Below are 18,008 nucleotides of genomic sequence, written 5' to 3'. Positions count from 1 at the left end.
CCGCATGCGCCGACGGGTACCCGGCGACGGCGCGGGGCACAATGAGCGTGATGACGATGAATGCGCGACGCCGGCGCGTGCACGACAGGCTCGCGGCGCTGCCGGGGGTGCGCCCGGTCCGCAGGCCGGTCCGCCCGGGCGGCGAGGACCATTTCGACGTCTTCTACGTGCGGACGGGCCGAAAGTCCGCGCATCCGCTCGTCGTCATCCCGGGCGGGCCCGGGGCCGCGTCCATCGCGCTGTACCGGTCGTTCCGCCGACACGCGGCCGTCGCGGGCCTGGACGTCATCATGGTCGAACACCGTGGTGTCGGGTTGTCCCGTCATGACGACGACGGCGCCGATCTGCCGCCCGAGGCGCTGACCGTCGACGCCGCCGTCGACGACATCGCGGCCGTGCTCGACGATGCAGGGGTCGAGCGCGCCGTGGTGTACGGCGCTTCCTACGGGTCCTACCTGGCCGCGGGCGTCGGGGTCCGTCACCCCGGACGGGTTCACGCGATGGTGCTGGACTCGCCGCTGCTGTCCGCGCACGACATCGACGACGTGCGGGCGCAGACGCGCCGGGTGCTGTGGGAGGACCCGGACCTCGCGCCGCGGGTGCGCACGCTGGCCGACGAGGGTGCGCTCACCCCGCAGGACGTCCTGCTGATGATCGGGTTGTACGAGCTGGCCGGACCCGACGCTCTGCGTCGACAGCTCGACCTGCTGCTGGCAGACCGCAACCGGTTGTGGAAGATCGCCGAGCGGGTCACCAAGCTCGTGATCGAGCGCAAGACGCCCTACCACCATGAACCGGACCTGGTGGAGCGCATCGCCTATCAGGAACTGAACTACGGCGCCGTCCCCGACGGCGGTCCCGTCGACCCCGCTGTCGCGCTGCGTGAGATGGCCTCCGGCACGGTCGAATTCGTCGGCGAGCCGTATGACCTGCCGTCGGCGATGCCGGGCTTCGGCTGGCCCACCGCGGTGCTCTCCGGCGGGAGGGACCTGACGACGCCGCCCGGGGTGGCGCGCCGCGTCGCGGACCTGATCCCGGACTCGGTGCTGGTGACGCTGCCGACCGCCGGCCACAGCTTCCTCGACATCCGCGAACGGGCGGCGGTGGAGATCTGCAGGGCCGTCTGCTCCGGAGCGCTCCACGAACTCCCCTCGCGCGCCGCCGAACTCGACGAGCTTCCGGCGAATCTCACGGTGCGGCTGCTGGTCGGCGCGATCACGGCCGCGGCACGTGCCGAGTCGGTCGTCCCGGGCGCCGTGCAGGTACCGCCTACTTCGTGAAGCCGATCGCCGAGAAGTTGAGGTCGCCGATTCCCGCCGGACCGTAGTTGGCGAGATCGCTGCGCACCGCGACGTTGCCGGGAGCCTGGAACAGCGGCAGGCTGTGCCCGACGTCCCAGATCATCCGATCCAGCTCGTTGGCCAGCGTGCGGGCCTTCGCCGGGTCGAGTTCGGAGAGCGTCTCCTCGATCTTCGCGTCGATCTGCGGGCTGCCGATCTTGCCGTAGTTGCTCTCACCGGCCGACGCATAGGTCTGGGTGAGGCTCCCGAGCGGGAATGCGTCGCCGCCCCAGGCGAACTGGGCGATGTCGAAGTTCCCGGGGGTGATGAACTCGGTGAACAACCTGCCGCCGGCAGCGGGCACGAGCTCGAGGTTCACCCCGATCTGGGTGAGCTGGTTCTGGGCGATCTGCGCGATGCCGCGGGTGCTGGCCCCGTCGTAGAAGACGTCACGGATCGTGAGGCGCTTGCCGTCCTTCTCCCGGAACTGGCCGTTGAGCGTCCAGCCCAGCTCGTCGAGCTCACGCTTGGCGGCCTCGGGATCGAAGCCCACGCTGTTGTCCTGGTAGCCCTCCTGCCCCGCCAGGTAGATGTGGTTGTTGAGCGCCGCCGGCGCATCGGTGAGCCCGCGCTGGCTGACCGCGGCGATGGCCTGCCGGTCGATGCCCTTGCTGATCGCCCGGCGCAGTGCCGGATCCGACAGCAGCGCACCCTCGGCGCCGTTGAAGGTGAAGTGGTACCAGTTCGGTGCCGGTGCCCGCCGGATCGAGACGCCGTCGGCCCGCCGCGCCCGCTCGAGGTCGTCGAGCGTCGCCAGCCCCACGGAGTCCAGCGCGTTGTTCTCCAGCGCCGGGATGACGGCGGCGTCGTCGAGCACGGTGTAGGTCATCGAGTCCAGCACCGGTGGCGTGCCCCACCACTTCGGGTTGCGGGTCAACACGATTCGTTGCGCGCCACGGTCGACGGTGGTGATCTCGAACGGTCCGGCCGACGGGCCGGGGCCGTTCAGGAAGCCCTTGTTGAACGCCTCCGGGTCCTGCGTCATCTCCTTCGGGTAGAGCAGTCCGTTCCCGGCGAACATGCCGCGCCAGTCCGAGTAGTGGCTGGCGAACGTGATCACGGCCTGCCGGTCGTCGACGCCCTTGGTGACCGAGGCGACGCGCTCGCTGCCGTTGGGGGAGGCGAACAGGAAGCGCTTGTCCTTGCCGCTGGTCGCGTTGATCTGGGCCGCCAGGTCCTCCCAGGTGACGGGGCGGCCGTTGCTCCACGTGGCCTTCGGGTTGATCGTGTAGGTGACGACCTGTGGTTCGGTGCTGGTCAGCTCGACACTGGTGAAGTAGTCGCTGTTGACGGTCATCTCGCCGTCGGGCTTGATGAAGAACGCCCGGGGCAGCGTCGGGCGGTACATCCGTCCGACCTCGCCGAGGTTGCCGTCGATGTGCAGGTTGTTGAAGTTGGTCGGGAAGCCGGTCAGCGCCAGCCGCAGGTTCCCGCCCTGCCTGAGGGTGGCCGGATCCTGCGGGTTGATGTCGGCGGTCGCGCCGAGCTCGGAGTTGCCGCCGGCCGCCGGCACGGACTGCTCGCCGCTGGAGCATCCCGCCAGGACGAGTGCCGCCACCGTCCCCCCGGCCAGCAGTCGCAGGATCGCACCCTTGAAGACCGTCATGCGGACTGACTCTAACGGCGATCGGCCTGCGTGCGGGGGACCGCGTCGAGCAGGCGGCGGGTGTAGTCGTGCCGCGGGCTGCCGAAGACCTGGTCGCTGTCGCCCTGTTCGACGATCACGCCCTTGTTCATCACCGCGACCCGGTGGGCGAGGTGGCGGACGACCGACAGGTCGTGGGAGACGAACAGGTACGCGAGGCCGAAACGCTCCTGCAGGTCCAGCAGCAGGTTGACGATGCCGGCCTGGATCGACACGTCCAACGCGGACACCGGCTCGTCGAGAGCCAGGATCTTCGGGCGCAGGGCCAGGGCGCGGGCGATGCCGATCCGCTGCTTCTGACCGCCCGAGAACTCGGCCGGATACCGGCTCGCGTCCTCGCGCCGAAGGCCGACGACCCCCAACAGTTCGGCGACCCGGTCGCGGATCGCAGCCTTGTCGAAGTCGTTGTCCTGCAGGGGTTCTGCAAGAATGTCGAACACCGGGAGTCGCGGGTCCAGCGAGGCGACGGGATCCTGGAACACCACCTGCAGATCGCTGCGCAGCGCACGCCGGCCTGCGCGGTCGAGTGACGCGACGTCACGGCCCAGCACCTCGATCGCGCCGGCTTGCGGCGGGCTCAGCTCCAGGATCTGGTGCAGTGTCGTCGACTTGCCCGACCCCGATTCCCCGACGATCCCCAGCGTGCGTCCCTGCTGCAGCTCGAAGCTGATCCCGTCGACGGCGCGGACCTCGCCGATCCGGCGGCGGAACACCAACCCCTTGGTCAGGGTGAAGGTCTTGGTCAGTCCCTCGACCCGCAGCGCCACCGCGTCCTCGGAGGCCGCCTCGGTGCGGGGCGGCGACGTCGACACCCCGTAGATCTCGGCGGCGGAGCGGCCGGCGACATCACCGTTGCGGATACAGGCGACCTGATGGTTCGGTGCGACCGATTCCAAAGGCGGTTCGGCAGTGCTGCATTCGTCGACGGCCAGCGGGCACCGCGGCGTGAACGGACATCCGGGCAGCAGGTTCGTCACCGACGGCGGCGCACCGGGGATGGGCACCAGCCTGGTTCCCTGAGTGGCGTCCAGGCGCGGAACCGACCCCAGAAGTCCTGCGGTGTAGGGCATCCGGCGGTTGCGGTACAGGTCGGACACGGGCGCGGCCTCGACAGCGCGGCCGGCGTACATCACGAGTGCCCGGTCGGCGAACTCCGCGACGACACCGAGGTCGTGGGTGATGATCAGCACGCCGGCGCCGGTCACGTCCCGGGCGGTACGCAGAACGTCGAGGATCTGCGCCTGGACGGTGACGTCCAGCGCGGTGGTCGGTTCGTCGCAGATGAGCAGGTCCGGGTCGTTGGCGATCGCGATCGCGATCACGACGCGCTGCCGTTCTCCGCCCGAGAGCTCGTGGGGGAACGCCCGGGCCCGCTGCGCGGGCTGGGAGATGCCCACGAGTTCGAGCAGTTCGACGGCACGGGCGCGCGCCGCCCTGGCGTCGACCCCGCGCTGATGGATGCGGACGGCCTCGGCGATCTGATCGCCGACCGGGTAGACCGGCGTCAGTGCCGACATCGGATCCTGGAACACCGTGCCGATCCGCGCGCCGCGGATCCGCGACATCTGCCGGTCGTCGAGTCCGAGCAACTCGTCGCCGTCGAGTCGTACCGACCCGCTCACCTCGGCCCACTCGGGAAGCAGTCCGACGACGGCCATGGCGCCCGCGGATTTGCCCGCGCCGGACTCGCCGACCAGCGCGACCACCTCTCCGGATTCGACGTGGTAGTCCAGACCCCGCACCGCGGGCACCGCTTCGGTGTCGGTGGGGAACGTGACGTGCAGTCCGCGCACTTCGAGCAGGCTCACGCGCGGGCCCTCCGCCTGCGCCGGCGCGGCGGCCGCACGCCGGGGTCGAGGGCATCGCGCAGACCGTCACCGACCAGGTTCGCGCAGAACGCGATCAGCACCAGAACGCCGGCGGGGAACAGGAACACCCACGGGAACGTCGTCACCGACCGGGTGCCGTCGGCGATCAGCGTGCCCAGCGACACGTCGGGTGGCTGCACGCCGAAACCGAGGAAGCTCAGGCTGGTTTCGGCCAGGACGGCCAGCCCGACGTTCAGTGCGGTGTCGATGATCAGGATCGAGGCCACGTTGGGGAGGATGTGGCGAACGATGATGCGCCAGTTGCGGACGCCCATATAGCGTGCCGCGGTGACGAATTCGCGTTCCCGCAGGCTCATCGTCAGGCCCCGGACGATGCGTGCGCTGATCATCCAGCTGAACGCCGCCAGCAGCAGGATCAACCAGATCAGGGTGCCCGATTCGCGGGTGCGCGGTGTCACGATCGCGATCAGCAGGAAGCTCGGCACCACCAGCAGCAGATCGACCAGCCACATCAGCGCAGAGCTGCGCCATGCGCCGAAGTAGCCCGCGATCGCGCCCGCCGTCGCAGCGATCAACGTCGACAGGAACGCCACGCACACCCCGATCAGCAGGGACTTCTGCATGCCCCGCAGCGTCTGCGCGAGGATGTCCTGGCCCAGCGCGTTGGTGCCGAACCAGTGCGTGGTGGTGGGCGGCTGCTGCAGCGCGTAGTAGTCGAGGTCGGTGTGGGAGTAGGGCAGCAGCGGCGGCAACGCCCAGCAGCTGATCGCCAGCGCCGCCAGGATGAACAGCGACACCACCGCGGGCCGGTTGCGCAGAAACCGACGCCACACGAGCGTGCGGCGCGAGACGAACCGGTGCTCTTCAGGACTCACGACACACGCACCCGGGGATCGAGCGCCGCGTACAGCACATCCGAGAGCAGCCCGGCCAGCAGCACGGTGGCGCCGGTGAACACCGTGATCGCGACGATGATGTTCGTGTCCTGGGCGGCGATACCCAGCACGAACCACTCGCCGACGCCGTGCCAGCCGAAGATCTTCTCGACGAACACCGCGCCGGTGAACAGCCCGCCCACGCTGTAGGCGAACAGCGTCGCCATCGGGATCAGCGCGGTGCGCAGGCCGTGTTTGAACAACGCCTGCCGGCGTGTGAGCCCCTTGGCGCGGGCGGTCCGGATGAAGTCTTGGCCGAGGACGTCGAGCATCGCGTTGCGTTGGTAGCGGCTGTACCCGGCCATCGCGGTGAGCGCGAGCGTGAACGTCGGCAGCAGCAGGTGTTGCGCCCGGTCGACGAACTGATTCCAGCCACCGCCCACCGCGTCCGGCGACGACTCGCCGGTGTATTCGAACAGCTGGACCCCGAGCGCCGAATTGGCCTGCAGCGCCCCGAGGATCAAGAGGTTGGCGATCACGAACGTCGGCGCGCTCAGGATCAGCAGCGCCAGCGCGGTGATCACCCGGTCCGAGAGCCGGTACTGACGGATGGCGCCCCACGCCCCGGCCACCACCCCCAGCACGGTGCCGATGACGGAGCCGATCAGCACCAGTCGCAGGCTCACCCCGATCCGCCGCCACAGCTCGTCGCTGACCGGCTGTCCGCCGACGGTCGTCCCGAAGTCCCCGCGGACCGCCCCCGACACCCAGTCGGCATAACGCACCGGGATCGGGGCGTTGAGGTTCAGCTCCTCGGCCTTGGCGTCGATGACGGCCTGCGGCGGTCGCGGGTTGCGCTCCAACAGGCTGTCGAGCGGCTGGAACATCACCGACGTCAGCGCGAACGTCAGGAACGACGCCACCCCGAGCAGGATGACGAACTTGAGCAGCCTCCGGACGAGGAACCGTGTCATGCGGTGTGTCCGCCTGCGGGCTGCATGCGCCCCAGGTTAGGAGATGCGCGGTGCCGCAGCCCGGCGGCGCGCTGCACCTCACTCACAGCTCGCGCATAGGAAAGACATAGAGAACCCCTAGCGCGCGGACCGATAATGGCCCAGTGGCCCATCCGCAGAGCGATCCCGAGGACCCGGCACGGGTGGTGATGCGCCGCGCGGACGGCAGCCCCATCCGGGTGCTGGTCGTCGACGACGAAGCGGTGCTGGCCGAACTGATGTCCATGGCGTTGCGGTACGAGGGCTGGGACATCTCCACCGCCGGCGACGGGGCGACCGCGATCGCGCTCGCCCGTCAGAATCCCCCCGACGTGGTCGTCCTCGACGTGATGCTGCCCGACATGAGCGGACTCGAGGTGCTGCGCACGTTGCGCGAGCAGATTCCCGGCCTGCCGCTGCTGCTGCTGACGGCGAAGGACTCGGTGGAGGACCGCATCGCTGGGCTGACCGCCGGCGGCGACGACTACGTGACCAAGCCGTTCAGCATCGAGGAGGTCGTGCTGCGGCTGCGCGCGTTGCTGCGCCGCACCGGGGTGGCGACCGCGACCGGCGGCGCCAAGCTCGTCGTCGGTGACCTGGTGCTCGACGAGGACAGCCACGAGGTCACCCGCGGCGGCGATCTGATCACCCTGACCGCAACGGAATTCGAACTGCTGCGGTTCATGATGCGCAACGCCCGCTGCGTGCTGAGCAAGGCGCAGATCCTCGACAGGGTCTGGAGCTACGACTTCGGCGGCCGCTCGAACATCGTCGAACTGTACGTGTCGTATCTGCGAAAGAAGATCGACAGCGGACGGGAACCGATGATCCACACACTGCGCGGCGCGGGATATGTCCTCAAGCCCGCGCGCTGAGCGCACGCCGGCACCGGTTCTGCGTCCGCCGCGCACCTGGTCGTTACGCACCCGCCTGATCCTCACGCAGCTGCTGCTGCTCGCGGTGGTGTGTGCGGGCGTCGGCGTCGCGACAGAGTTCGCGCTGCAACGGTTCCTGATGAACCAGCTCGACGAGCAGGTCATCGAGGCGGGCCGGCGCTCCTCGATGATCTTCGAATTCGGTCCGCCTCCGCCGCCGGGCATGGGGATGCCTCCGCCGCCAGGCGTGGGGATGCCTCCGCCGCCAGGCGTGGGGATGCCGGTGCCGCCGGTGGGGCCCCCGCCGCGCCGCGGTCACCACATGATGATCAGGGACGAAGGACCTGGGCCGGCATTCCTCAACGCGCCGGGGCAGGCCATCCTGACGGTGGGCGCGGTGGTGTCCGACGGCAGGGCCGACGACGCCGGAATGATCGCCACGGACGGCTCGCGCACCGAGATCTCCGATGTCGCGGCCCGGCAACTCGCGACGGTCGCCGTCGGCGGGCGTCCGCACACGGTGGACCTCGACGGGCTCGGCCGCTACCGCGTGGTCGCCTTCCCGTCCCACATGGAGGGTGAAGCCGTGGTGGCGGGGCTGCCGACCACCGACGTCGACGACACGCTGTTCTGGGTCGCGGTGATCTTCGGGGTCGTCGCCGTTGTCGCGCTGATGGCCGCCGGCACCGCAGGGGCGGTCATCGTCCGGCGTCAACTCGCCCCGCTGGCAAGGGTTTCCGAGGCGGCGCAGCAGGTGGCCGACCTCGAGCTCGACCGCGGCGAGGTTCGGTTACCGACTCCGATCGTGAAGGTCGATCCCGCGGCGGCGCAGACCGAGGTCGGTCAGCTCGGCTCGGCGCTGAACCGGATGCTCGACCGGATCGCCGGTGCGCTGTCGGCCCGGCACGCCAGCGAGACGCGGGTGCGGCAGTTCGTCGCCGACGCCAGCCATGAACTGCGCACGCCGCTGGCCGCGATTCGCGGCTATACCGAACTGGCGCAACGCAAACAGGCCGAGTTGCCCGACGATGTCGCGCACGCGATGAGCCGGGTGGAATCCGAGACCGCGCGCATGACCCAGCTCGTCGAGGACATGCTGCTGCTGGCCCGTCTGGACACCGGGCGACCGCTCGACCGTGACAGCGTCGATCTCACTCGTCTGGTCGTCGACGCGGTCAGCGACGCGCACGTCGCCGCGCCGGACCATGTCTGGGAACTCGACCTGCCCGACGAACCACTCACCGTCTGTGGGGACGAAGCCCGTCTGCACCAGGTGCTGGCCAATCTGCTCGCCAACGCCGGCATCCACACCCCGGCCGGAACCACGGTCACCACGTCGCTGACGGCGACCGACACCGGGGACGTCCTGGTTCGCGTCGTCGACGACGGCCCGGGAATACCGGCCCGGCTGCAACCCGATGTGTTCGAACGCTTCGCCCGCGGCGACACGTCCCGGTCGCGGCGCGGCGGCAGCACCGGACTGGGGCTGGCGATCGTCGCCGCCGTCGTGCGGGCGCACCACGGCACCATCTCGCTGCACAGTGTCCCGGGCAGAACCGAATTCGCGGTGGTCCTGCCCGGCGATACACAGGCGGTGCATAGCGTCGGCCCACGCTGAGCACACCTGCGCCGACCACCCTCGACGGCATGACACAAACCGTCACGGACGACGTCGCCGCGGAGGCGACGCGCGACACCGGCCCAGTGGTCCTCGACATCGTGATCCCCGTGCACAACGAGCAGGCCGCGCTGGCCGATTCGGTGCGTCGCGTGCACCGCTATCTGAACGAGTCGGTGCCGTTGCGTGCGCGGATCACGATCGCCGACAACGCCAGCGTCGACGAGACCCCGCGCGTCGCCGCACAACTCGCCGCCGATCTGCCCGGCGTCCGGGTGGTGCGGTTGGAGGAGAAGGGACGTGGACGCGCGCTGCGCGAGGTCTGGACCCGGTCCGACGCCGCGGTGCTCGTCTACATGGACGTCGATCTGTCGACCGACCTCGCCGCGCTGGCGCCGCTCGTGGCTCCGCTGATCTCGGGGCATTCCGACCTCGCGATCGGGACGCGTCTGGCCCGCAGCGCCCGGGTGCAGCGCGGTCCCAAACGCGAGATCATCTCCCGCTGCTACAACATGATTCTGAAATCGACTCTCTCGGCAGGCTTTTCGGATGCCCAGTGTGGCTTCAAGGCCATCCGCGCCGACGTCGCCGCCCAACTGCTCCCGTATGTCGAGGACACCGGATGGTTCTTCGACACCGAGTTGCTGATCCTCGCCGAACGCAGCGGCCTGCGCATCCACGAGGTGCCCGTCGACTGGGTGGACGACCCCGACAGCCGTGTCGACATCGTGAGCACCGCGGCCGCCGACCTGAAAGGGATCGGCCGGCTGCTGCGGGGCTTCGCCGGCGGTGCCATACCTGTCAACACCATCGCCGCGCAGCTGGGCAAGTCGGGCGGGCCCCGGCGCTCGCTGCTCCGGCAGGCGGTGCGATTCGGCGCCGTCGGTGTCGTCTCGACCGTCGCGTACACGGTGCTGTTCCTCCTGATGCAGGGGTGGGCCGGCCCTCAGCCGGCGAATGTGATCGCCCTGCTGCTCACCGCTCTGGGCAACACCGCGGCGAACCGCCGATTCACCTTCGGCGTGGGTGGACGGCACCGACGGGGCCGGCATCACGTCGAAGGCCTCATCGTGTTCGCCATCGCGCTGGCCCTCACCAGCGGCGCGCTCGCGCTGCTGCATGCCGTCGCCGAATCTCCGCACCACCTCGTCGAACTCGCGGTCCTCGTCGTGGCGAACCTGCTGGCCACCGTGGTGCGTTTCGTCCTGCTTCGCGGTTGGGTGTTCCATCCCCGCCGCACGACCACCGGAGGAACCACACGATGACCACCACCGTCCATACGGGTGTCCGCGCAGCCCCGCATCCCGAGGCCGACACGCGCCCCCGATGGGTGACGCCCGCTCTGCTCGCACTGCTGGCGTCCACGGCGGTGCTCTACCTGTGGGGGCTCGGATCCTCGGGGTGGGCCAATCAGTACTACGCCGCGGCCGCGCAGGCGGGCACGCAGGACTGGAAAGCCTGGCTGTTCGGATCGCTGGACGCGGGCAACGCCATCACGGTCGACAAGCCGCCCGCCTCGCTGTGGGTGATGGCGTTGTCGGGCAGGGTGTTCGGGTTCAGTCCGTTCACGATGCTGCTGCCCCAGGCATTGATGGGCGTCGCGTCGGTGGCGGTGCTCGTCGCGGCGGTGCGGCGGCTCAGCGGTCCGGGCGCCGGTCTCATCGCCGGTGCGGCACTGGCGGTGACGCCGGTGGCCGCGCTGATGTTCCGGTACAACAACCCCGACGCGCTGTTGGTCCTGCTGCTCGTGGTGGCCGCCTATCTGATGGTGCGGGCGATCCAGACCGGTGGCACCCGGTGGGTCGTCCTGGTCGGCGTCGTCCTCGGCGTCGCGTTCCTGACCAAGATGCTGCAGGCGTTCCTCGTGGTGCCCGGCCTGGCGCTCGCCTTCCTGGTCGCCGCGCCGGTCGGAGTGTGGGCACGGGTGGGCAAGCTCGCCGCCGGCGGAGTCGCGATGATCGCCACCGCCGGCTCGTTCCTGACGCTGGTGAGTGTGTGGCCGGCCGACGCGCGGCCCTACATCGGCGGCTCGACCGACAACAGCCTGCTGCAGTTGGCGTTGGGCTACAACGGGATTCAACGCGTCATGGGCGGTCAGGGCGGCCCCGGAGGTCCGCCCGGCGGCGGTCTCGGTGGGCCTCCCGCGGGCGGTCCCGGCGGGCCGGGCGGGGGAGCCAACCTGTTCTTCGGCGGCGAGCCGGGCATCGGCAGGCTCTTCGGCGCCTCCATGGGCGCCGAGGCGTCCTGGCTGCTGCCCGCGGCGCTGATCGGACTTGTGGCGGCGCTGTGGATCACGCGCCGGGCCGCCCGCACCGATGCGATCCGCGCGGGCCTGCTGCTCTGGGGCGGTTGGGTCCTGGTCACCGGCATCGTCTTCAGCTACATGGACGGCATCATCCACCCCTACTACACGGTCGCTCTGGCGCCGGGAATCGCGGCGCTGATCGGGATCTCGGTCGTCACCCTGTGGCGTGGCAGAGGCCTGTTCGCGCCGAGGTTGATCCTTGCGGCCATGTCGGCGGTGACGGGGGTGTGGGCGTTCGTCCTGCTCGACCGGACGCCCGAGTGGCAGCCGTGGCTGCGCTGGGTGGTGCTCGTCGGGTCGATCGCCGTGGCGGTGGTCTTCAGCGCCGGGGCGCACCGCCTCGGTCGCGCCACCGTGGCGGTGGCAGCCGCCGCGATCGTGCTGGGCGCCGCGGCACCGTTGGCGTACGCGCTCGAGACCGCGCTGCACTCTCATGCAGGAGGCGCGATGGCGATGTCGGGCCCCGCGCGCGACAGCGGCTTCGGTGGTCCCGGCGGGCCTGCGGGACCGGACGGAGACAACACCGAACTGCAGGAGCTGGTCAGGTCGGCCGACAACCGTTGGGCTGCAGCGGGTGTCGGCTCCATGCTGACAGGTGACCTCCAACTGCGGACCGGTGCGTCAGTGATGGCCATCGGTGGCTTCACAGGTGGTGACAACGCCCCGACCCTGGAACAGTTCCAGCAGTACGTGGCCGACGGCCAGGTGCGCTACTTCATCGCCGGCGGGCACGGCGGCCCGGGGGGCGGGGCCAGGTCGGCGTCACAGATCACGGCGTGGGTCACGCAGACCTTCGCACCCCGCGACGTCGGCGGCACGGCCGTGTACGACCTGCAGCGCTGACTCGGCGGGATTCTGACCCGTGACACCGGGCACGCTCCCTGTTAGCTTCCGGCCATGACCGTCACCGACCAGTACCTGAAGAACAACGAGAAGTATGCCGAGACGTTCTCGGGCCCGCTGCCGCTGCCGCCGAGCAAGCACGTCGCCGTCGTCGCCTGCATGGACGCGAGGTTGGACGTCTACCGGATCCTCGGCCTCGGCGACGGGGAGGCGCATGTGATCCGCAATGCCGGCGGGGTCGTCACCGACGACGAGATCCGGTCCCTGGCCATCAGCCAGCGGCTGCTCGGCACCAGGGAGATCATCCTGATCCACCACACCGACTGCGGAATGCTGACCTTCTCCGATGACGGCTTCAAACAGCAGATCCAGGATGAGACCGGCCTCAAACCGGAGTGGGCGGCCGAGGCGTTCCAGGATGTGGAGGAGGATGTCCGGCAGTCGCTACGCCGTATCGAGGCCAGCCCGTTCGTGACCAAACACGAGTCGCTGCGCGGATTCGTCTTCGACGTCACGACCGGTCGCCTGAACGAGGTCACGCTCTAACCCGCCGAACGTGCATTCCAGCAGGTCCGCACTCGCGATTTCCCTGCTGGAATGGAACTTCGGCGACGGGTCGTTGACAGCCGGAAGCCCCGTCCGGCATCATTCTCGGTTAAGGCCATAAAGATGGTCAATTCTACCAACTTTACGAGGAATGATGACCGCGACCGATGAGCTCACGCACAACGCGGGGCGCTACGAGCTGAGCCACCTGCGTGCGCTCGAAGCCGAGGCGATCCACATCATCCGGGAGGTGGCCGCCGAGTTCGAGCGGCCGGTGTTGCTGTTCTCGGGCGGCAAGGACTCCATCGTGATGCTGCACCTGGCCGTCAAGGCGTTCCGGCCGGGACGGCTGCCGTTCCCGGTGATGCACGTCGACACCGGGCACAACTTCGACGAGGTGCTTCAGGCCCGCGACGAGCTGGTCGCCGAGACCGGCGTGCGGCTGGTGGTCGCCAAGGTGCAGGACGACATCGACGCCGGCCGGGTGGTCGAGACCATCCCGTCACGTAACCCGATGCAGACGTTCACCCTGCTGCGCGCGATCCGGGAGAACAAGTTCGACGCGGCGTTCGGCGGCGCCCGGCGCGACGAGGAGAAGGCCCGCGCCAAGGAGCGCGTCTTCAGCTTCCGCGACGAGTTCGGCCAGTGGGACCCGAAGAACCAGCGCCCCGAACTGTGGAACCTCTACAACGGCAGGCACCGCAAGGGCGAGCACATCCGTGCCTTCCCGCTGTCGAACTGGACCGAGTTCGACATCTGGTCCTACATCGGCGCAGAGCAGATCAAGCTCCCGTCCATCTACTACGCGCACGAGCGCAAGGTGTTCGAGCGCGACGGGATGCTGCTCGCGGTGCACAAGTACCTGCAGCCGCGCAAGGACGAGCCGATCATCGAAAAGACGGTGCGCTTCCGCACTGTCGGCGACGTGACCTGCACCGGGTGCGTCGAGTCCACAGCGGCGACGGTCTCGGAGGTGATCGCCGAGACCGCGATCTCGCGGCTCACCGAGCGCGGCGCGACGCGCGCCGACGACCGGATCTCGGAAGCAGGCATGGAAGACCGCAAGCGGGAGGGTTATTTCTGATGAGCGGTTCGACGACACTGCTGCGCATCGCGACCGCGGGTTCGGTCGACGACGGCAAGTCCACGCTGATCGGCCGGCTGCTGTTCGACTCCAAGGCGGTGATGGAGGATCAGCTCGCCGCCGTCGAGCGCACCTCCAAGGAGCGCGGAAACGACTACACCGACCTCGCACTGGTCACCGACGGACTGCGGGCCGAACGTGAGCAGGGCATCACGATCGACGTCGCGTACCGGTACTTCGCCACGGCCAAGCGCAAATTCATCATCGCCGACACCCCGGGGCACATCCAGTACACCCGCAACATGGTCACCGGCACCTCGACCGCGCAGCTGGCCATCGTCCTCGTCGATGCGCGTCACGGACTGCTGGAACAGTCGCGCCGGCATGCGTTCCTGGCCTCGCTGCTCGGCATCCGGCACATCGTGCTGGCGGTCAACAAGATGGATCTGATCGGGTGGGATCAGGCCACGTTCGAAAAGATCCGCGACGACTTCCACGATTTCGCAGCACGACTCGATGTCCACGACGTCACGACCATCCCGCTCTCGGCGCTCACCGGCGACAACGTGGTCACCAAATCCGATATCACGCCGTGGTACGAGGGGCCGTCGCTGCTGTCGCACCTCGAAGAGGTCTACATCGCCGGTGACCGCAACCTCGTCGACGTCCGCTTCCCCGTGCAGTATGTGATCCGGCCGCAGACCCATGAGCACGCCGACCATCGCAGTTATGCCGGCACTGTGGCCAGCGGTGTGATGCGCCCGGGTGACGAGATCGTCGTGCTGCCCAGCGGCAAGACGTCGCGCATCACTTCCATCGAAGGTCCGGGCGGTCCTGTGCAGGAGGCCTTTCCGCCGATGGCGGTGTCGGTCAGCCTCGCCGACGACATCGACATCTCGCGCGGAGACATGATCGCCCGGCCGAACAACCAGCCGCGCATCGCCCAGGACTTCGACGCGACCGTCTGCTGGATGGCCGACGAGGAGTCGCTGGAACCGGGACGCGACTACATCATCAAGCACACCACCCGCACCACCCGGGTCAGGGTGACGGGCCTGGACTACCGCCTCGACGTCAACACCCTCCATCGGGACAAGTCGGCGACCGCACTCAAACTCAATGAGCTGGGCCGTATCTCGCTACGCAGCCAGGTGCCGCTGCTGCTCGACGAGTACAGCCGCAACGCGGCGACGGGATCGTTCATCCTGATCGATCCGAACACCAACCGCACCATCGCCGCAGGCATGGTCCTGCCCTACGTGGCCGGGCGGACGTCGACGCCGAACACGGTGCGTCACGAATCGCTGTGCACGGCCGAGGACCGTCTCTCCAAGGGGCGCACCGTCTGGTTCACCGGGCTGTCCGGATCCGGGAAGTCCTCGGTGGCGGTACGCGTCGAGCGCAAACTTCTCGAAAAGGGCGTTCCCGCCTATGTTCTCGACGGCGACAACCTGCGGCACGGCCTGAACGCCGATCTGGGGTTTTCGATGGACGATCGGGCGGAGAACCAGCGCCGGTTGGCCTACGTCGCGGCAATCCTCGCCGATGCGGGGCAGGTGGTGCTGGTTCCCGCGATCAGCCCGCTCGCCGAGCATCGCGCGCTGGCGCGCAAGGTCGCCACGGAGCAGGGCCTGGAGTTCTTCGAGGTGTTCTGTGACACCCCGCTCGACGACTGCGAGCGTCGAGATCCCAAGGGGCTCTATGCCAAAGCCCGCGCCGGTGAGATCACCCACTTCACCGGGATCGACAGCCCGTATCAGCGGCCGAAGAATCCGGACCTGCGGTTGACCCCGGATCTCACCCCCGACGAGCATGCCGACGCGGTGATCGAGCTCCTGGAAAGCCGGGAGTCGTGACTGACGACCACGAGCTTGCGGGCCGGCTGGCCACCGCGGCCGGCGCGTTGCTGCTCGACGTCCGTGCCGAGCTCGCCGAGGCGACGCCCGAGGAGCGGAAAGCGGCCGGGGACAAGAGGGCTCACGATTTCCTGCTGGCTGCGCTGACCGCCGAACGTCCTGAGGATGCGGTCCTGTCGGAGGAAGGCGTGGACGACCCGGTGCGGCTGTCCGCGCAGCGGGTGTGGATCGTCGACCCGCTGGACGGCACCCGCGAGTTCTCCGAGCTCGGGCGCACGGACTGGGCTGTGCACGTCGCGCTGTGGGAGCGCACCGGAAGCGGCGGCGAGCTCGTCGCCGGGGCGGTGGCACTTCCCGCCCAGGGTGTCACGCTGGTGACCCCGACGGTGGTGGCGCCGCCCGCCGGTCCGTCGTCTCCGCGCGTCGTGGTGTCACGCACCCGGCCGCCGGCCGTCGCGCTGGACGTCAAGGATGCGCTGAACGGCACTCTGGTCGAAATGGGTTCGGCGGGAGCCAAAGTCGCGTCTGTCGTGCAGGGACTGTCCGACGTCTACGTGCATGCCGGCGGTCAGTACGAGTGGGACTCGGCGGCGCCGGTCGCCGTCGCCCGGGCCGCGGGTCTGCACACCTCCCGCATCGACGGCTCGCCGTTGGTCTACAACCAGCGCGACTCCAAGCTGCCCGACCTCATCGTGTGCCGGCCCGAATTGGCCGACGCGGTGCTGGCCGTCACCACGCGCTGACTACCGCCGAAATCGCATTCCAGCAGGCGTGCACTCGCAGTTTGTCTGCGGGAACGCAAGCTCGACGGAAGCGGGCGCGGGGTAGGGTGGCCCGCATCAGCCAACCGAGGGGGATCAATGGCTCGTCTCGTCCACGCCGTCACCGCTGCCGCAGTCGTCGCGCTGACGCTCGCCGGCTGCGGAGGGTCGGAGCAAGCGCAAGAGTCGGAGTCCACGCAGAGCTCCGCGTCGTCCTCGCAGCCCGCGGCGCAGCCCTCGACGCCCGCGCCCGCCGCCGGGGATGACGAGCAGGAGATCCGCGAGCTGGTGCAGGCCCAGGCCGACGCGTTCTCCGAAGGCGATTGGGACGCGCTCTCCGAGCTGACGTGTGTGCAGTTCCGCGAGCAGGCCGCCAACCCCGGCCAGTACCTGGTACCGCCGATCAGCACGTTCGGGACCCGTGAGCAGGCTGCGTCGATGGATCCGGTTCAGCTGTCGGACATGTTGTCGCAGGAGTTCGGCAGCGGAGCGTCGAAGCCGACCGTGGACCGGGTCGCGCAGGCAATCGTCGCCTATGACGAGCCGGGCTATCAGGCGGCGATGCTCGACGTGATGACCGAGTCGGCCACCCTGACGGTGGACGCGGTCGAGAACATCACGATCACCGGCGACACGGCCACCGCGGACGTGACCATGACGCGGGTGATGGGCGACGACGCACCCGAGACCCGCACGGACTCCACCCCGTTCGTCCGGGAGGACGGCCGTTGGCTGGATTGCACCGATATCACCGCGGTCTCGTGACGCCACACCGCCGCCGGACGTAGGCTGGCGCGATGTCCGATCCCCAAACCCTGCGGGCTCTCGCCGGGCTGCCGCTGACCCCGATGAGCCTGGCCGATTCGGCGCTGGTGCTGATCGACTGCCAGAACACCTACACCCGCGGAGTGATGGAACTCGACGGTGTGCAGGCCGCGCTCGACGAGGCCGCGACGCTGCTGGACCGGGCCAGGACGGCCGGCATCGCGGTGGTGCACATCCAGCACGACGACGGGCCGGGCTCGCTCTACGACATCGAGGGGGAGAGCGGCGCGATCGTCGACCGGGTCGCCCCGCGCGACGGTGAGCGGGTGGTGGTCAAGAACTATCCGAACTCGTTCGTGCAGACAGACCTCGACGACGTCCTGAAGTCCTACGGCGCCTCGAACCTCGTCCTCGCCGGATTCATGACGCACATGTGCGTGAACTCGACCGCACGCGGCGCGTTCAACCTCGGTTATGCCCCGACGGTGGTGGCTGCGGCGACGGCGACGCGCGCGCTGCCCGGCGTCGACGGCGACACGGTCGCCGCGTCGGCGGTCCACGCTGCCAGCCTGGCCGCGGTGGCGGACCTGTTCGCCGTGGTGGTGCCCGGTGAGAAAGACATCCCCGGCTAGATCCAATACCGTTCAGTTAAGACTACATGGGTGTAGTTTGTT

The 18,008-nt window shown here is 69.2% G+C and carries 14 protein-coding genes and 1 pseudogene; 11 read left to right on the top strand and 4 right to left on the bottom strand.

Going from position 1 to position 18,008, the window contains the following annotated elements; all coding sequences use genetic code 11:
- Positions 1 to 50 precede the first annotated feature (50 nt).
- Entirely contained in the window at positions 51 to 1,280 is a 1,230-nt protein-coding gene (locus DYE23_RS20680) for an alpha/beta fold hydrolase (protein ID WP_172527819.1), read from the top strand.
- Here the strand turns inward: DYE23_RS20680 and DYE23_RS20675 are convergent.
- The 4 genes from DYE23_RS20675 to DYE23_RS20660 are packed head-to-tail and all read right to left on the bottom strand — an operon-like array spanning position 1,270 to position 6,663.
- Positions 1,270 to 2,946: an oligopeptide ABC transporter substrate-binding protein OppA gene (locus DYE23_RS20675; protein ID WP_115328028.1), complete on the bottom strand. Its 1,677-nt coding sequence runs from the start codon at positions 2,944 to 2,946 to the stop codon at positions 1,270 to 1,272. The two genes, DYE23_RS20680 and DYE23_RS20675, sit on opposite strands and share 11 nt — an antisense overlap.
- Before the next feature lie 11 nt (positions 2,947 to 2,957).
- On the bottom strand, positions 2,958 to 4,793 hold the full coding sequence (locus DYE23_RS20670; protein WP_115328027.1) for an oligopeptide ABC transporter ATP-binding protein OppD: 1,836 nt from the start codon (positions 4,791 to 4,793) through the stop codon (positions 2,958 to 2,960).
- Positions 4,790 to 5,689, bottom strand: coding sequence for an oligopeptide ABC transporter permease OppC (locus tag DYE23_RS20665; RefSeq protein ID WP_115328026.1), 900 nt, complete (start codon positions 5,687 to 5,689; stop codon positions 4,790 to 4,792). The genes DYE23_RS20670 and DYE23_RS20665 overlap by 4 nt, the downstream gene beginning before the upstream one ends.
- Positions 5,686 to 6,663, bottom strand: a complete 978-nt coding sequence (locus DYE23_RS20660) for an oligopeptide ABC transporter permease OppB (protein ID WP_011893146.1) — start codon at positions 6,661 to 6,663, stop codon at positions 5,686 to 5,688. The genes DYE23_RS20665 and DYE23_RS20660 overlap by 4 nt, the downstream gene beginning before the upstream one ends.
- A 188-nt stretch (positions 6,664 to 6,851) precedes the next feature.
- Here DYE23_RS20660 and DYE23_RS20655 point away from each other — a divergent pair, with 188 nt between their 5' ends.
- The 10 genes and pseudogenes from DYE23_RS20655 to DYE23_RS20610 all read left to right on the top strand — a co-directional run bounded on the left by DYE23_RS20655 (position 6,852) and on the right by DYE23_RS20610 (position 17,966).
- On the top strand, positions 6,852 to 7,556 hold the full coding sequence (locus DYE23_RS20655) for a response regulator transcription factor (protein ID WP_041788475.1): 705 nt from the start codon (positions 6,852 to 6,854) through the stop codon (positions 7,554 to 7,556).
- Entirely contained in the window at positions 7,534 to 9,174 is a 1,641-nt protein-coding gene (locus DYE23_RS20650; protein WP_011893150.1) for a sensor histidine kinase, read from the top strand. The genes DYE23_RS20655 and DYE23_RS20650 overlap by 23 nt, the downstream gene beginning before the upstream one ends.
- Before the next feature lie 29 nt (positions 9,175 to 9,203).
- On the top strand, positions 9,204 to 10,439 hold the full coding sequence (locus DYE23_RS20645) for a bifunctional glycosyltransferase family 2/GtrA family protein (protein ID WP_013471157.1): 1,236 nt from the start codon (positions 9,204 to 9,206) through the stop codon (positions 10,437 to 10,439).
- Entirely contained in the window at positions 10,436 to 12,322 is a 1,887-nt protein-coding gene (locus DYE23_RS20640) for a glycosyltransferase family 39 protein (RefSeq protein WP_115328025.1), read from the top strand. The genes DYE23_RS20645 and DYE23_RS20640 overlap by 4 nt, the downstream gene beginning before the upstream one ends.
- A gap of 54 nt (positions 12,323 to 12,376) precedes the next feature.
- A complete protein-coding gene (locus DYE23_RS20635) occupies positions 12,377 to 12,868 on the top strand; it encodes a beta-class carbonic anhydrase (protein ID WP_011893153.1) in 492 nt (163 codons plus the stop codon).
- A 123-nt stretch (positions 12,869 to 12,991) separates the two neighbouring features.
- Positions 12,992 to 13,952: pseudogene (gene cysD / locus DYE23_RS20630) on the top strand (sulfate adenylyltransferase subunit CysD).
- Positions 13,952 to 15,808, top strand: coding sequence for a sulfate adenylyltransferase subunit CysN (gene cysN / locus DYE23_RS20625; protein WP_013471159.1), 1,857 nt, complete (start codon positions 13,952 to 13,954; stop codon positions 15,806 to 15,808). Before cysD ends, cysN begins: the two are co-directional and overlap by 1 nt.
- Positions 15,805 to 16,551 carry a 3'(2'),5'-bisphosphate nucleotidase CysQ gene (locus tag DYE23_RS20620; protein WP_011893156.1) on the top strand — a complete coding sequence of 249 codons (747 nt, stop codon included), beginning with the start codon at positions 15,805 to 15,807 and terminating at the stop codon, positions 16,549 to 16,551. Before cysN ends, DYE23_RS20620 begins: the two co-directional genes overlap by 4 nt.
- A 117-nt stretch (positions 16,552 to 16,668) precedes the next feature.
- Positions 16,669 to 17,334: a hypothetical protein gene (locus tag DYE23_RS20615; RefSeq protein WP_011893157.1), complete on the top strand. Its 666-nt coding sequence runs from the start codon at positions 16,669 to 16,671 to the stop codon at positions 17,332 to 17,334.
- A gap of 32 nt (positions 17,335 to 17,366) precedes the next feature.
- Positions 17,367 to 17,966, top strand: coding sequence for a cysteine hydrolase family protein (locus DYE23_RS20610; protein ID WP_011893158.1), 600 nt, complete (start codon positions 17,367 to 17,369; stop codon positions 17,964 to 17,966).
- The last annotated feature ends 42 nt before the right edge of the window (positions 17,967 to 18,008 follow it).

Source organism: Mycolicibacterium gilvum, from assembly GCF_900454025.1.
Taxonomy (GTDB): Bacteria; Actinomycetota; Actinomycetes; order Mycobacteriales; family Mycobacteriaceae; genus Mycobacterium; species Mycobacterium gilvum.
Note: the sequence above shows the minus strand (reverse complement) of the source record. Positions and strands in the feature narration are given on the sequence as shown.

Coding starts and splice junctions, on each gene's coding strand:
- DYE23_RS20680 (WP_172527819.1), top strand. CDS start 51: ATGACGATGAATGCGCGACGCCGGCGCGTGCACGACAGGCTCGCGGCG.
- DYE23_RS20675 (WP_115328028.1), bottom strand. CDS start 2,946: ATGACGGTCTTCAAGGGTGCGATCCTGCGACTGCTGGCCGGGGGGACG.
- DYE23_RS20660 (WP_011893146.1), bottom strand. CDS start 6,663: ATGACACGGTTCCTCGTCCGGAGGCTGCTCAAGTTCGTCATCCTGCTC.
- DYE23_RS20655 (WP_041788475.1), top strand. CDS start 6,852: ATGCGCCGCGCGGACGGCAGCCCCATCCGGGTGCTGGTCGTCGACGAC.
- DYE23_RS20650 (WP_011893150.1), top strand. CDS start 7,534: ATGTCCTCAAGCCCGCGCGCTGAGCGCACGCCGGCACCGGTTCTGCGT.
- DYE23_RS20645 (WP_013471157.1), top strand. CDS start 9,204: ATGACACAAACCGTCACGGACGACGTCGCCGCGGAGGCGACGCGCGAC.
- DYE23_RS20640 (WP_115328025.1), top strand. CDS start 10,436: ATGACCACCACCGTCCATACGGGTGTCCGCGCAGCCCCGCATCCCGAG.
- DYE23_RS20635 (WP_011893153.1), top strand. CDS start 12,377: ATGACCGTCACCGACCAGTACCTGAAGAACAACGAGAAGTATGCCGAG.
- cysN (WP_013471159.1), top strand. CDS start 13,952: ATGAGCGGTTCGACGACACTGCTGCGCATCGCGACCGCGGGTTCGGTC.
- DYE23_RS20615 (WP_011893157.1), top strand. CDS start 16,669: ATGGCTCGTCTCGTCCACGCCGTCACCGCTGCCGCAGTCGTCGCGCTG.
- DYE23_RS20610 (WP_011893158.1), top strand. CDS start 17,367: ATGTCCGATCCCCAAACCCTGCGGGCTCTCGCCGGGCTGCCGCTGACC.